This is a genomic window from Paraniabella hibiscisoli (assembly GCF_022512515.1).
Lineage (GTDB): Bacteria > Bacteroidota > Bacteroidia > Chitinophagales > Chitinophagaceae > Niabella > Niabella hibiscisoli.
Window position 1 is genome coordinate 503,083 of sequence record NZ_JAKWBK010000003.1, and the last position, 13,691, is coordinate 516,773.

The 13,691-nt window shown below is 41.6% G+C and carries 14 protein-coding genes, 1 tRNA gene and 1 pseudogene; 12 read left to right on the plus strand and 4 right to left on the minus strand.

Annotated elements, in window-relative coordinates:
- Positions 1 to 155: 155 nt before the first annotated feature.
- Positions 156 to 228: transfer RNA gene (locus MKP07_RS33975), tRNA-OTHER, on the minus strand.
- A gap of 199 nt (positions 229 to 427) precedes the next feature.
- On the opposite strand from MKP07_RS33975, the gene MKP07_RS40465 reads away from it, so the two are divergent.
- From MKP07_RS40465 to MKP07_RS41720, 4 genes and pseudogenes are all read left to right on the plus strand, one after another.
- Positions 428 to 1,303: a glycoside hydrolase family 127 protein gene (locus MKP07_RS40465; protein WP_262920128.1), complete on the plus strand. Its 876-nt coding sequence runs from the start codon at positions 428 to 430 to the stop codon at positions 1,301 to 1,303.
- Positions 1,304 to 1,329: 26 nt separating this feature from the next.
- Positions 1,330 to 1,746, plus strand: coding sequence for a glycoside hydrolase family 127 protein (locus tag MKP07_RS40470; RefSeq protein ID WP_262920129.1), 417 nt, complete (start codon positions 1,330 to 1,332; stop codon positions 1,744 to 1,746).
- Between the two features lie 76 nt (positions 1,747 to 1,822).
- Positions 1,823 to 2,431, plus strand: coding sequence for a beta-L-arabinofuranosidase domain-containing protein (locus MKP07_RS40475; RefSeq protein WP_317236236.1), 609 nt, complete (start codon positions 1,823 to 1,825; stop codon positions 2,429 to 2,431).
- A 465-nt stretch (positions 2,432 to 2,896) separates the two neighbouring features.
- Positions 2,897 to 4,331: pseudogene (locus MKP07_RS41720) on the plus strand (AAA domain-containing protein).
- 17 nt (positions 4,332 to 4,348) lie between these two features.
- Here the strand turns inward: MKP07_RS41720 and MKP07_RS33990 are convergent.
- Entirely contained in the window at positions 4,349 to 4,708 is a 360-nt protein-coding gene (locus tag MKP07_RS33990) for an N-acetylmuramidase domain-containing protein (protein WP_240852768.1), read from the minus strand.
- Positions 4,709 to 5,219: 511 nt separating this feature from the next.
- On the opposite strand from MKP07_RS33990, the gene MKP07_RS33995 reads away from it, so the two are divergent.
- Positions 5,220 to 5,870, plus strand: coding sequence for a hypothetical protein (locus MKP07_RS33995; RefSeq protein ID WP_240852486.1), 651 nt, complete (start codon positions 5,220 to 5,222; stop codon positions 5,868 to 5,870).
- Positions 5,871 to 6,041: 171 nt separating this feature from the next.
- Here the strand turns inward: MKP07_RS33995 and MKP07_RS34000 are convergent, their stop codons facing one another.
- Together MKP07_RS34000 and gcvP are read right to left on the minus strand one after the other, a co-directional pair.
- Positions 6,042 to 6,713, minus strand: a complete 672-nt coding sequence (locus MKP07_RS34000) for an aminomethyl-transferring glycine dehydrogenase (RefSeq protein ID WP_240852487.1) — start codon at positions 6,711 to 6,713, stop codon at positions 6,042 to 6,044.
- Positions 6,695 to 8,740, minus strand: a complete 2,046-nt coding sequence (gene gcvP / locus MKP07_RS34005) for an aminomethyl-transferring glycine dehydrogenase (protein ID WP_240852488.1) — start codon at positions 8,738 to 8,740, stop codon at positions 6,695 to 6,697. The genes MKP07_RS34000 and gcvP overlap by 19 nt, the downstream gene beginning before the upstream one ends.
- A 191-nt stretch (positions 8,741 to 8,931) precedes the next feature.
- On the opposite strand from gcvP, the gene MKP07_RS34010 reads away from it, so the two are divergent.
- From MKP07_RS34010 to MKP07_RS34040, 7 genes are all read left to right on the plus strand, one after another.
- The gene (locus tag MKP07_RS34010) at positions 8,932 to 9,339 is read left to right on the plus strand and encodes a hypothetical protein (protein WP_240852489.1); all 408 of its coding nucleotides are present in this window, start codon (positions 8,932 to 8,934) and stop codon (positions 9,337 to 9,339) included.
- Positions 9,276 to 9,869: a sterol desaturase family protein gene (locus tag MKP07_RS34015; RefSeq protein WP_240852490.1), complete on the plus strand. Its 594-nt coding sequence runs from the start codon at positions 9,276 to 9,278 to the stop codon at positions 9,867 to 9,869. Before MKP07_RS34010 ends, MKP07_RS34015 begins: the two co-directional genes overlap by 64 nt.
- Before the next feature lie 93 nt (positions 9,870 to 9,962).
- On the plus strand, positions 9,963 to 10,343 hold the full coding sequence (locus MKP07_RS34020; RefSeq protein WP_240852769.1) for a YkgJ family cysteine cluster protein: 381 nt from the start codon (positions 9,963 to 9,965) through the stop codon (positions 10,341 to 10,343).
- A 115-nt stretch (positions 10,344 to 10,458) separates the two neighbouring features.
- Complete coding sequence (locus MKP07_RS34025; RefSeq protein WP_240852491.1) at positions 10,459 to 10,983, plus strand: amino acid kinase family protein; 525 nt, start codon at positions 10,459 to 10,461, stop codon at positions 10,981 to 10,983.
- A 17-nt stretch (positions 10,984 to 11,000) separates the two neighbouring features.
- A complete protein-coding gene (locus tag MKP07_RS34030; protein ID WP_240852492.1) occupies positions 11,001 to 11,477 on the plus strand; it encodes a PUA domain-containing protein in 477 nt (158 codons plus the stop codon).
- Between the two features lie 126 nt (positions 11,478 to 11,603).
- Positions 11,604 to 12,695: a Fic family protein gene (locus MKP07_RS34035; RefSeq protein ID WP_240852493.1), complete on the plus strand. Its 1,092-nt coding sequence runs from the start codon at positions 11,604 to 11,606 to the stop codon at positions 12,693 to 12,695.
- A 91-nt stretch (positions 12,696 to 12,786) separates the two neighbouring features.
- Positions 12,787 to 13,689 (plus strand): IS1595 family transposase, encoded by a 903-nt coding sequence (locus MKP07_RS34040; protein WP_240852494.1) that lies wholly within the window; start codon positions 12,787 to 12,789, stop codon positions 13,687 to 13,689.
- Positions 13,690 to 13,691: the final 2 nt, after the last annotated feature.

Sequence of the window (13,691 nt, forward strand, 5' to 3'; positions counted from 1 at the left end):
GAAGATAAGGCAAGGGAGGGAATGATTGTACATTTTTGAGGTAAGATTGCTCTAATAAAATAGCCCCTACAATAACTCAAAAAGACTTGAAGACACTGGTATAAAAAAATACGGTGCAACCAATTTATTTAAAAATTAATTACACCGTATTATTGTCGGGACGACAAGATTCGAACTTGCGACCACACGCCCCCAGACGTGTACTCTACCGGGCTGAGCTACGTCCCGCTCAGGCTTCTAATATTATCAGAAGGGTTGCAAATGTAGGTATTTTTCAAATAAATTAAAAAATCATTGCAGTTGGCAACGGTTTAATTTCCATTAACAGGTATTTTACCTGCAGTTGGTTAAATTAACGCTGCGAAACAACACCCAAAGAATAGGTTATGTTGCCCAAAAATTGCTTTAAAACCCTTAAAGAATACAGATGAGATTCAATATTGCTTTGCTGCTTTTATTAACCTCAGTTTGCGTTAAAGCACAACCTCAAATCATTGCTCCCAGAGCTCCGCTAAAACAAGATGTCTATCGCGAACTACCTATCGGTGCCATTCAGCCACAGGGCTGGTTAAGAGAAATGCTGGTACGCCAAAAGAATGGTGCTACCGGAAAGCTGGATGAATTGTATCCACTTGTTATGGGTAAACGCAATGGATGGCTTGGCGGAGACGGTGATCAATGGGAACGTGGGCCTTACTGGATAGACGGATTATTGCCCCTGGCTTATATTCTTAAGGATAAAGAACTGATTGCTAAAGTTAAGCCCTGGGTCGAATGGGCAATTAAAAGCCAACAGCCCGATGGCTATTTTGGTCCGGCCAAAGATTACCCCCACGAACATGGTGTACAACGTAATAATAGCCGCGACTGGTGGCCCAAAATGGTAATGCTCAAAGTGCTCAAACAGTATTATATGGCCACAGCTGATGAACGTATTGTAAAGCTGTTTACCAACTATTTTAAATACCAGCTAAAAGAACTCCCTTTAAAACCGCTTGACAACTGGACCTTCTGGGCAAGGTTTCGTGCGGCAGACAATTTAATGGTAGTTTATTGGCTCTACAATATAACCGGGGACAGCTTTCTGCTGGATTTAGCCAACCTGCTCCACCGGCAAACCTTTGATTTTACCACTGCCTTTCTCTATAGTGATCTGTTAAGCCGAACTGGTAGTATACATGGCGTCAACCTGGCTCAGGGCTTTAAATCGCCCATGATCTATTACCAGCAAAACCAGGACCCTAAATATGCGGAAGCTTTTAAGAAGGGACTTGCCGATCTGAAAAATTTAACGGCACAGTAAACGGTCTTTACGGTGGCGATGAAGCGTTGCACGGAAACAGCCCTACACAGGGTGCAGAACTATGCTCCGCTGTAGAAATGATGTTTTCACTGGAAGCTGCATTGCAAATATCGGGCGATGTGGATTACGCCGACCAGCTGGAGCGTATTGCTTTTAACGCATTACCCAGCCAAACAACCGAAGATTATATGCTGCATCAATACTTTCAGCAGGCCAACCAGGTAATGATCACCCGGCATAACCGCAACTTTGAGGTAAACCATAATGGCACAGACATCTGCTACGGGTTGCTAACAGGTTACCCCTGCTGTACTTCCAACATGCACCGGGGCTGGCCAAAATTTGTACAAAACCTCTGGTACAGCACGCCTGACAAGGGCTTGGCAGCTTTGGTCTATTCGGCCAGCGAAGTGACCGCAACGGTGGCAATAATCAAAAAGTAACTATTAAAGAAACCACCAACTACCCGTTTGAAGAAACAATACACTTTACTGTGACAATGGATAAAAAAGAAAAAATATAGTATTTCCCTTGGATCTGCGCATTCCCCAATGGTGCACCACGGCAACCATTAAAGTAAACGATGCCGATCACGGAATTGCGTCGGCTGGTGAAATTTTTAAAATCAACCGTCAATGGAAAAATGGTGATGTGGTAACCATTCATTTGCCCATGCATATTTATAAAAATACCTGGCATGAAAATTCTGTCTCGGTAGAACGAGGTCCATTGGTATATGCATTAAAAATTGGAGAAAAACAAGCGCTCGTACAGAATAAGAAAGACCCTGAAAACTATGGAAAGAGTTATGTAGAGATAAGGCCAACCACGCCCTGGAATTTTGGACTGATCAGTAGGTCTGACAAAGAGTTTAGTGAACAGTTTACTATCACAAAAGCTCCCTCTATTACTAACTACCCGTGGACCAGCACAAATACCCCTCTCACACTTACTACCCGGGCCAGGCGTATACCTGAATGGGGATTGTATAATGAAATGGCGGGTCCCCTGCCCTTCAGCGTCATTTACAACGAAAATGTACCCAAACAGCCCGAAGAGACGATTGAGCTGATCCCTTATGGCTGCACGAGGTTGCGCGTATCACAATTTCCGGTAGTAGGAAGATAAACAGCAGGCTTTAGAAAGAAGTGCACGAAATGATTTTAATTTGCAGCATTCAGGCAATAATCATTTTATTTCATGCATCCTCACATACAACATTTAATCCGCTGCATTAATCTCGAAGAAAAAGAACAAACCGAACGTTACCAGCTCAGCCAGGCACATACTGTAAGAGCATTAAAAGCTGAGGGATTGGCCTTACATCCTATTTCGGTAACCCGTAAGAGTTTTGGATATGCCGACTACCCCGAGATCAGTTTCCGCCTTCCCTACCCCGGCACTACGAATATGTTTCGGGATGGCGCCGCTATCGAATGTTTTAAACAGGGAGAAGAACCCGTTAAAGGAATTATGATGAGCCTCGAAGGCAAAACCGGGGAATTCAGATTATTCGCCCCGGACTTTCCGGATTGGATCGAAGACGAAGGTGTAGGACTTAAACTGGCGCCTGATACCCGCACCAACAGCATCATGAAAGAGGCATTAACGGGCCTTGAAAAAAACAAGCATCTTTTCCAATTGTTTGAAGAGCTACATGGCGACACCAGCTCCAACTCAGCTACGCCCGCGTACAATGTCCCACTCGCATTCTTCAATAAAAATTTAAATAATAGCCAGCAGCAAGCTGTATCGGCCATAACAGAAAACCAGGAGCTGACCATTGTGCATGGACCTCCCGGAACCGGCAAGACCACTACTCTAATAGAAGCCGTGCAGCAGCTGGCAAAAAGGGGAGAGAAAGTATTGGTTACCGCCCCCAGCAATGCAGCGGTTGACAATATTTGCAAGGGACTGCTTCAGAAAGGCATACAGTTATTGAGAGTGGGCAATGCCAGTAAAACTGATGAAGCTATTTTCATGCATACGCCCGAAGGCCGGCTGAGCAATAGCAAGGTTCAGAAAGATATCCGCCAGCTAAAGCTGAGAGCCGAAGAATTCAGACGAATGGCTTTAAAGTACAAACGAACCTTTGGAAAAGCCGAAAGAGAGCAGCGAAGTCTTTTATTTAAAGAGGTTAAAAATATCAGGAATGAAATAAAGCAATTGCAACACTACAACGAGGAAAAACTGTTTACAGAAGCCCAGGTAATTGCAGGCACACCTATTGGCTTACACGATGCAGGCCTGGGCACAATAACCTTTCAACACCTTATTGTGGATGAAGCGGGACAATGCATTGAACCCCTCGCCTGGTGCGTATTTCCTTTAGCGCCTAAAATTGTATTGGCCGGAGATCACCTCCAACTACCTCCAACAGTTTTAAGTAATGCTGCCCAGAAAGCGGGATTTAACCGTTCGATCTTAGAAATCGCCATTGAAACTGCTCCCGTAGTACACCTGTTGAATACGCAGTACCGTATGAAACCCGTTATTGCCGGGTTCAGCAGCGAATACTTTTATAAGGGACTATTACTATCCGCATCCCATTTGGTTAACCAAGGTACTCACCTTACTTTTATTGATACCGCAGGTTCCGGCTTTAATGAGAGCAAAGGACCTGATGGAAGCAGTCTTCAAAACGAAGGTGAACTGAATATTGCAGCAACTGCTTCAAAACGGTGACTTTGTCGCCGAAAGCTCGGCTTTTATATCTCCTTACGCCGGCCAGGTTTTAATGGCCAAAGACAAGCTGCCTAAAACCATGCGCGTTAGTACCATTGATAGCTTCCAGGGACAGGAAAAATCGGTTATTGTATTATCGCTGGTAAGAAGTAACGATGACTGCGAGATAGGTTTTTTGAAGGATTACCGCAGGATGAATGTAGCAATCACACGGGCAAAGGATGCGCTTATTGTTATAGGGGATAGTGCCACAATTGGCGCCGACCCATTTTACGAGTCGTTTTTGCAGTATGTTGAACAATATGGCACTTACCGTACCGTGTGGGAGTTTGAAATGATCTGATGAAAAAGGTCGGGAATTTATTCTGTATATTTTTCGAAAGTCAATTTCAGCTTTTGAACATAATCGGACCGGTCTTCAGGACTTTTGTACTTAAAGGCAAAAGACTCCCAGTCCTTACTGCGTAAATCTTCGTCCATCGAAAGATTTTTAAGATATTGAACAAATGCTAACAAGTGTTCACCTTCGCTTTTATACATAGCACTTACAAAATCCTGCAGGGAATAATATCCCGCCAGGGCATAATTGTATCCCATCACCTGAAACCTACCCCAGCTGGCAGACATCAACGCTGCATTACGGTTGAGCCAGGCAGCTTTATGCAATCTTTCATGCTGGCTGGATACAGGGCCAAAATCTCCCGGTTCCGGATGAGAAATATCCGGAGCTACCTTATCGTAAGCTCCTTGCGTCCGACGCGAAAAACATCTTTATGAAACCAAAGCAAAGGCTCATAGGTAGATAGAAATCCCTCACGGCTACCTTCCACTTCGATGATAGTCTTAATTATTGCTATTTCGCAACTTATCACAGCAGCTGCCTTCGATAAATCTGAGTCTGTTAACCCTCCAGTTGTCATTAATGCATACTCTCCTTATGAGACGGTTTAGAAAGCATTAATTATAGCGAAAATTATGCCGTCATTTTTACTTTTCAATTGTAAAACCATATTACAATGACACTACTTTTTTAATTCATTAAAAACCACTTTAATAAAATTAAATAAAAATCGAGGTTTTTATTTTTTTAAGCCAACGAAAAGTTAAAAGCCAGCAAGCGTGCGTTTGGAGCAAAAATTGATATGTTAAATTGAGCCTAATACGCTATTGTAGTGTTACATTTGCCTTGCAATCTCAAATTAACTTTCTTATACACCCCAAACAAAACCAGATGAAAAATTTGCTATCACTTGTTGCAGTAATTGTAATGCTTGCTTCGTGTGGCAAAACAGACCTGACTCCCGAACAAAAAGAACCTCTTAAACTGGACATTGACCAATTGGTAGGATTTATCGGTAAGAAATATTATACGCTTCAGTCTGCATTTGCAAATACCAATATTGTTATTACAGATTCTATGGGCCACAAAAAGGCTACAGTACCCGTTTTAGACAGGGAATCTCCTAATCCGAATTTTGTATGCGAACTATCAGAAGAAAACGACATCATTACAAAAATAGAAATCAAAGCAACCATTGGCACTCATGGTACTTACAAGAATACCTTTCATTATTTTGATGAATTACTGAGCGCCAAATATCCGCTGGCAAAATTTTATGCGATAGATGCGGATGGTGGGGTAAACAACAGCAGTAAGACCAAGGAAGACCTTTATAATTATTTGCAATACAATACTTCGTCGGGGGCAGCATTAGAGTTTAAAACCTCCAATGCCGATATTGTAAACTTCTTTTTTAACGAAACGAACAAAGCCTTCACCATCTCCATTGAAGGAAAGAAAAAAGCATTTTTTCTTCTCCATAAAAAAAGCCAGGTTAGATTTATATCCAACCTGGCTTTTAAGTTATTTAATAGTTTGTAAACTAAGCCTCTGCATACATTTCTGTAGGCTCGCAGGTGCAAATAAGGTTTCTATCCCCTACCGTATTGTTTACCCTTGCCACAGATGGCCAGAACTTATTAAGCGTAACATAATGCAACGGAAATGCCGCGTCCTGGCGGCTATAGCCATGGTTCCATTCGTTTGCAGTAACTACCTGCTGCGTATGAGGTGCATTTTTAAAGCGTTGTCCTTAACATCCGCTATTCCATCCTCTATAGCTTTAATTTCCTCCCTGATGCTGATCATCGCATCGCAAAAGCGATCTAATTCTGCTTTATCCTCGCTTTCGGTAGGTTCTATCATAATAGTGCCCGGTACAGGGAAGCTCATAGTAGGCGCATGAAAACCATAATCCATCAAGCGTTTCGCCACATCTTCTGCTTCAATTTGGGCTGTTTTTTTAAATGGCCTCAGATCCACTATAAATTCATGCGCACAAAGTCCGTTATCGTTTGTATACAAAATATCGTAGTGCTTGCCCAGCCTGGAACGCATGTAGTTAGCATTCAGTATGGCATATTCTGTAGCCGATTTCACGCCGTCGCCTCCCAGCATCATAATATAGGCATAAGAGATCAGCAAAATAGATGCTGAACCATAAGGCGCAGCAGATACCGCATGTTGCAAACCGTTGGCATCCTGGAAAACGTGACCAGGTAAATATTGAGCCAGGTGCGCCTTTACACAAATAGGGCCCATGCCAGGACCACCACCACCATGTGGAATAGCAAAGGTTTTGTGGAGATTGAGGTGACACACATCTGCACCAATCAGGCCGGGAGCTGTTAAACCTACCTGCGCATTCATATTGGCGCCGTCCATATAAACTTGTCCGCCATGATCGTGAACGATCTGGTTAATCTCTTTACCGTTTCTTCGTAAACACCATAGGTACTTGGGTAAGTGATCATGATACCCGCCAGGTTCTCCGCATGTTGTGCGGCTTTTGCCTTCAGATCGGCTACATCAATATACCCATTCTCCAGCGCTTTTACTACCACCACTTTCATACCCGCCATAACCGCAGAAGCAGGGTTGGTACCATGCGCCGAAATAGGTATCAGCATTACATTTCTGTGTGGATTACCCTGTGCTTCATGGTATGCCTTAATAGTAAGCAATCCTGCATATTCGCCCTGCGCGCCGCTATTAGGCTGCAGGCTGCAAGCATCAAAAGCAGTGATTTCACATAAATATTTACCAAGATTATCAACTAACTCTTTATAACCACCTGCCTGCTCTACAGGAACGAAAGGGTGAATACTGCCCCAATGCGACCAGCTTAATGGCATCATCTGTGTTGCTGCATTCAATTTCATGGTACAGCTACCCAGTGATATCATGGAAGTATTTAAAGAAAGATCTTTGTTCTCCAGGTATTTGATGTACCGCATCATCTGGCTTTCGCTATGATGCGTGTTAAACACCGCATGCGTCAGGTAAGATGACTTACGGATCAAAGATTCAGGCAAGCGATAAGTACCTGCATCCGCATTAATATCAAACGCCACCGGGTCGGTATCATTTTCAAAGCAGTTGATAATATCAAACAGATCTTCTACAATAACGGTTTCATCAATCGAAATACCAATCAAATCTTCACCGATATAGCGGAAATTGATCTTTTGCGCTTCTGCCTTCTGCCTGATAGCAGCCACGTCGGAAGCCTTTACCACAATGGTATCAAAAAAGTATTCACTAACCAGCTCAAAACCGCGCGCTTCTATTTCAGCGGCTACAGTTTGAGCATAGATAGCAATTCTTTCAGCTATAGCTTTCAATCCTTGCGGACCATGATAAACTGCATACATAGCAGCCATGTTGGCTAATAATGCCTGTGCCGTACAAATATTTGAAGTCGCTTTTTCTCTTTTAATATGCTGCTCACGGGTTTGTAAGGCCATGCGTAGCGCCCTGTTACCCTGCGCATCCACACTCACACCAATGATACGACCTGGCAGTACGCGTTTAAAATCGTCTTTTGCCGCCATAAAAGCTGCATGTGGGCCGCCATATCCTAATGGAACACCCAATCTTTGCGCAGAACCAATTGCCACATCAGCGCCTAATTCTCCGGGAGAAGTTAAGACACTAAGCGCCAGCAGGTCTGTTGCCATTGCTACGTGCCCACCCGCCTGCTGAACATTGCCTATAAAAACACTATAATCCTCTATGCTACCTACATTATTCGGATATTGTACCAATGCGCCAAAATAGGTTTCGTCAATGTTAGCCGACTTATAATCACCTTCAACTACTTCAATACCGAATGGAATAGCCCTTGTATAAATTACGTCTTTTGTTTGAGGAAAAGTTGCTGCATCCAGGAAAAAACGGGGTCTTTCAACATGATCCTGCCTGTTTTTTAAGTTAAAAAACATAGCCATGGCCTCGGCAGCAGCAGTAGCTTCATCTAAAAGAGAAGCATTTGCCAGGGGCAAACCGGTCAGATCACTCACCAAAGTCTGGTAGTTCAGCAAGCTCTCTAATCGTCCCTGCGAGATCTCTGCCTGGTAAGGAGTATACTGCGTATACCAACCTGGATTTTCAAAAATATTACGTAAAATAACCGAAGGGGTAATGGTACCATAATAGCCCTGACCAATATAGTTCTTAAATATCTTGTTTTTAAGAGACACATTCTTAATATGCCTCAGATATTCATGCTCACTCATGGCCCTGGGGATGCGAAGCGCATTTTTCATTCGGATACCCGAGGGCACTGTTTTCTCAATTAAGCTGTCTAAATCGCTAAAACCCGTCTCATGTAACATTTTCTGGGTTTCAGACTCGTTAGGCCCAATATGCCTTTTTGCAAACTCTTTCGACTGGAGTTCTAAAATACTCATAGTGTGGTAGAAATTAAATTTTTTGCCCGAAGGTTCAAAGAACTCCCTTGAGGCTCCTTCGGAGGATGTGCAAAGTTAATGGTAATTTATCAGCTGTATTTGCGCATACGTTTGACCATGATATAACATGTGAATAAGTACTTTGTTTAATGTTAATAGGCTGGCCGGTTGCTAAGCCAAATGCCTAAAAAATGAAACTTATTATCTTTGCGCCCATGATGGGTACAGCCAAAGAACAACTGTTAATTTTACTAACTACTCCTTTATATATTATCATAATTGGTATAGAGCTGATTTTTAGCCATTTAAGAAAGCAGAATACCTATACATTTAAGGATACTATTCAAAACATTTACCTGATGTTATTAAATGGCGGACTGGATCTGGCCTTTCGTTCGGTATATATCGGGACCGTGCTGTTGTTCTTTTATAACCACCGGCTGGTAGCGCCCATTGAGACGCCATGGATATACTGGCTCACATTGTTGGTATTCCAGGACTTCATGTATTACTGGCTGCACCGGGTAGATCATGAATGCCGTCTTTTTGGGCTACCCATTTCACCCACCACTCTTCGCCCAAGTTTAATCTTACCGTAGGATTCCGGTCATCGGTTCTGGAGCCTTTATACCGGTTCGTTTACTTTATTCCTATTGCATGGCTGGGATTTCATCCAATTGATATTGCTTTTGTCTATTCCGCCACCCAGATCTGGGGTATTTTAATACATACGGAAAAGGTAGGCAACCTGGGGTTCCTGGAATACATATTCGTTACACCCTCGCATCACCGGGTGCATCATGGCTCTAACGCTAAATACCTTGATAAAAACATGGGGATGTTTCTGATCATCTGGGACAAACTATTTGGCACTTTTCAAAAAGAACTACCTCCTGAGTCTTACCAGCCTATCAAATACGGTCTTACCACTCCCATGGAGAAAGAGAATGCCTTCACCATTGTGTTTTATGAATGGATCAATATCTTTAAAGACCTGAAACAAAAGAACCTCACTTTTAAGCAAAAGCTGGGCTACCTTTTTGGACCGCCCGGATGGAGTCATAACGGTAGTCGTCAAACCAGCGAACAAATGAGACAGCAGGAAGAGCTGGAGCAAAGCAATCAATAATGGCAAAAGACATACTTCAGAACTGGGAAAAAGATCGAAAGAACACCGTAAGCAATACCAGCAATTTTTAAAAAGAGCTGATAAGAATAAAGTATTAAAGCCTTACCTACCCTTCATGAAGAAGCTTTTGAACATGTAGATTGTTTAACCTGCGCCAACTGTTGTAAAAACTATTCTCCCCGCTTCAAAACCCCGGATGTAAAGCGTATTTCAAAATACCTGGGTATGAAGGAAAGCGCTTTTATAGACACTTATCTTCGGGTTGATGAGGATGGCGACTTCGTAGTAAAATCATCACCCTGCCCATTTTTGGCATCAGACAACACTTGTACTATATATGACGAGCGTCCTTCTGACTGCGCCCGTTTTCCCTATACAGATGAAGATGTGCTCATCAAACGCCAGGCACTTACCTTAAAAAACAGTGAGTTCTGTCCTATTACCTATTATGTATTAGAAAAACTAATCCAGTAAAAATTATTGGTAATAGATACTAAACTTTCTGTCCTGTACTCACCTGATATCCTTCTATTTTCCTTTAGTACACTAAATTTGCATACATTTTAATTTTATGAGGCAAAAGGTTTTAGTGATAAAGTTGGGTTCTGCAGTTATCACCAACGCTAACGGCAATATTAACAAAGCCGTTATTAAAAAGATTGTAACCGATATAGGCAACCTGCATAAAGACTATAAAATCGTTTTGGTTAGCAGCGGAGCGGTTAGCAGCGGAAAGAAATATCTTTCGGGTTATAAAGGCACGCTGCTTCAACGCAAAGTGGCAGCAGCTATCGGCAACCCCATCCTGATACAGCTATACAGGAGTTATTTCCAAAAATGCGGACTTACTGTAGCGCAGGCATTATGTGAACGATCGCACTTCAGCAACCGTAAACAGTTTTTACAACTGCGCGATACATTCAATACCTTCTGGTCTCACAATGTTATTCCCGTTGTGAATGAAAATGACGTGATCAGCGACCTGGAATTGAAGTTTTCCGACAATGATGAATTGGCTACTTTATTGGCCATTGCCTTCGATGCAGAAACATTAGTATTATGTACTTCAGTTGGTGGCTTTTTAAATGATGAAAAAAGATCATCCCGGAAATAAAAGCCATAGATAAAGACGTGCTGGGACTAGTAAAAAAGGGAGAGAAATCTGAATTTGGGCTGGGAGGAATGTTATCGAAATTAACCTTCACCAGGTTGGCTACTAATTTGGGAATTAATGTTATCATGTGCGGATTAAAATCGGCCTCTCCTATTACCGATGCTTTAAATAAAAAAACAGGGAGTTGGTTTTATGCACAAAAGTCCAACTTAAAAAACAGGCAAAAATGGCTGGCCAGCGGTTCTATTACTTTAGGTAATATTAAGCTGGATAAAGGCGCGGCAAAGGCTGTAGCAGAACGAAAGAGTTTATTAACAGTAGGTATCAGCAGCATAGAAGGCAGTTTCGCTATTGGTGAAGTGGTACAATTAATGGGTGAAGACGATATTATTATTGGCATTGCCAAAACCAAACTAAGCAGCACGGAATTAAAAAAACAATTGAAAGAAAAGAATATTATTGCGGCGCACGCTAATGATATAGTACTGGTGTAGGACGAAAAGTTTACAAAAGAGGTAATAAAACGAGGGTAAAAATCGCCCTCGTTTTTTGAACGAGGGCAAAAAATGCATAAATTTACTCTCGTTGTAAAAACGAGTGTAAAAATTACTCTTATTAAAATGAGCAACTTTAACCCCAAAATACCTTATAACAACTTACCGGATCTGCCTCCGGCGGCTGATATTGAAACGAAAAAAATACTACGTAAAACAATATCGGCAGGGAGAGCATTAGCGCAGCTAAACGGAACCCTGCTCAACCTGCCCAATCCTACATTATTTTTGGATACGATTTATCTACAGGAGGCTAAAGCCAGTTCTGAGGTAGAAAATATCATTACTACTAATGATGAATTGTATCAATCGCTAGTATCTGAAAAGATAGTAGAAGACGATGCAACGAAAGAAGTATTGAGTTATAAAGAAGCCTTATGGATGGGCCTAAAACAATTAAAGGAAAAACCTTTTATTACCACTAATTTATGTATAAAGATTGTGCAATGCATTAAACAAAACAGTGCCTCCATAAGAGTAACACCCGGCACTACTTTATCCAACACGAAAGGGAAGGTTGTCTACACTCCACCCAGCGGTGAAAAAATAATTCGCGATAAATTATCAAAGTGGGAAAAGTTTATTCATGCAGAAAGCAATATCGACCCGCTTATAAAAATGGCTTTAATGCACTATCAATTTGAAGCCATTCACCCTTTTTCCGACGGCAATGGGAGAACCGGAAGGATCTTGCTACTTCTATACCTGAAAGTTTCCGGTTTACTGAATACACCAGCCATTTATCTTAGCGAGTATATCATTAACAATAAAGCCGCCTACTACCGGAGCCTGAAAAGTGTAACAGAAAAAAGCAATTGGGAGAACTTTATTCTTTATATGCTGGATATGATAGAGGTGACTGCCTTAAATGGTTTGGAGCGCCTCAATAAAATAACAGCAGCTATGGAAAAAATGACTCATGACCTCAAAAAGCAACTTCCCAAAATATATTCCAAAGACCTTGTTGAAGTATTATTTCGCCTGCCTTATACTAAAAGGCAATACCTGATTGAAGAGCATTTAGGCAACGCCAAGACAGTAGGAAATTATCTGATATCTTTGGAAGAAAAGGGTTTTCTGGAATCTGTAAAGGTGGGAAAGGAGAAACTATACCTGAACAGGCGCTTATTAAATATACTGGAACATAAAACAAAATAATCGCATAGAATTAGGCATTTTGAACGCACGGATTGAATAGGTTTTGTTTTATACTAATATTGTTAGTATATTTAAGCTAAATAAATTAGCCATGTTTAAAGGATTAAGTATACTTGAGTTCAACAAGCAGTTTAAAAACAATGATGATTGTTTCTCGTATCTGGTAAAACAAAAATGGCCTGAAGGGTTTAAATGTAGTAGGTGCGGATTTGAGCAGCATGTAAAAGGACGTACCTGGCATCATCGGCGATGTAAAAATTGTAAATACGATGAGAACGTTTTGGCCAATACTGTATTTCATGGTACTAAAATGCCGTTGTTAAAAGCCTTTCATATGTTATACAGGCTTACGGCTAAAAAGAAAGGGATGTCAACGATAGAGCTAGGCTATGAAGTGGGAGTACAACAGAAGACGGCCTGGCTGTTTAAAAGAAAAGTTCAGCAGATGATGAAAGAAGACCAGAAAGACAAAATAGGGGGTAATGCAGAGGCAGACGAGTTTTTGCAGGGTGGCTACAAAAGCGGCAAGGGTGGCCGTAGCCTTGAAAACAAAGAAGCTGTTTTGATAGTTTGTGAGAAATTGGGAGATGACAGAACCGGGAAAATAGGGTTGCGTCATATCGATAATTTTGAGGCAGCTACCCTACAATGCCATTTGTTAGAAATGACAAAACCGGATGTTTGTCTGACAACAGATTCGTTTAAATCTTATGAACCGCTACAAAGTGAAATGAATATCGAAATGGTAAAATCAGAAAAGGGTTCCGCAATGAAGGAGCTTCATAAGCAAATTATGCTATTCAAAAATTGGTTAAGAGGTATACATCACAAATGTTCAAAGGAGCACCTGCACGCATACCTGAAAGAATATACTTATCGTTTTAACAACAGGAATAAAAGAAACTACATTTTTCATGAACTTATTGGTAGAATGATGAACAACATTCCTCACCCATATCAATATTTAATAAGTAAATGCGGCTGTAATGCCTAATT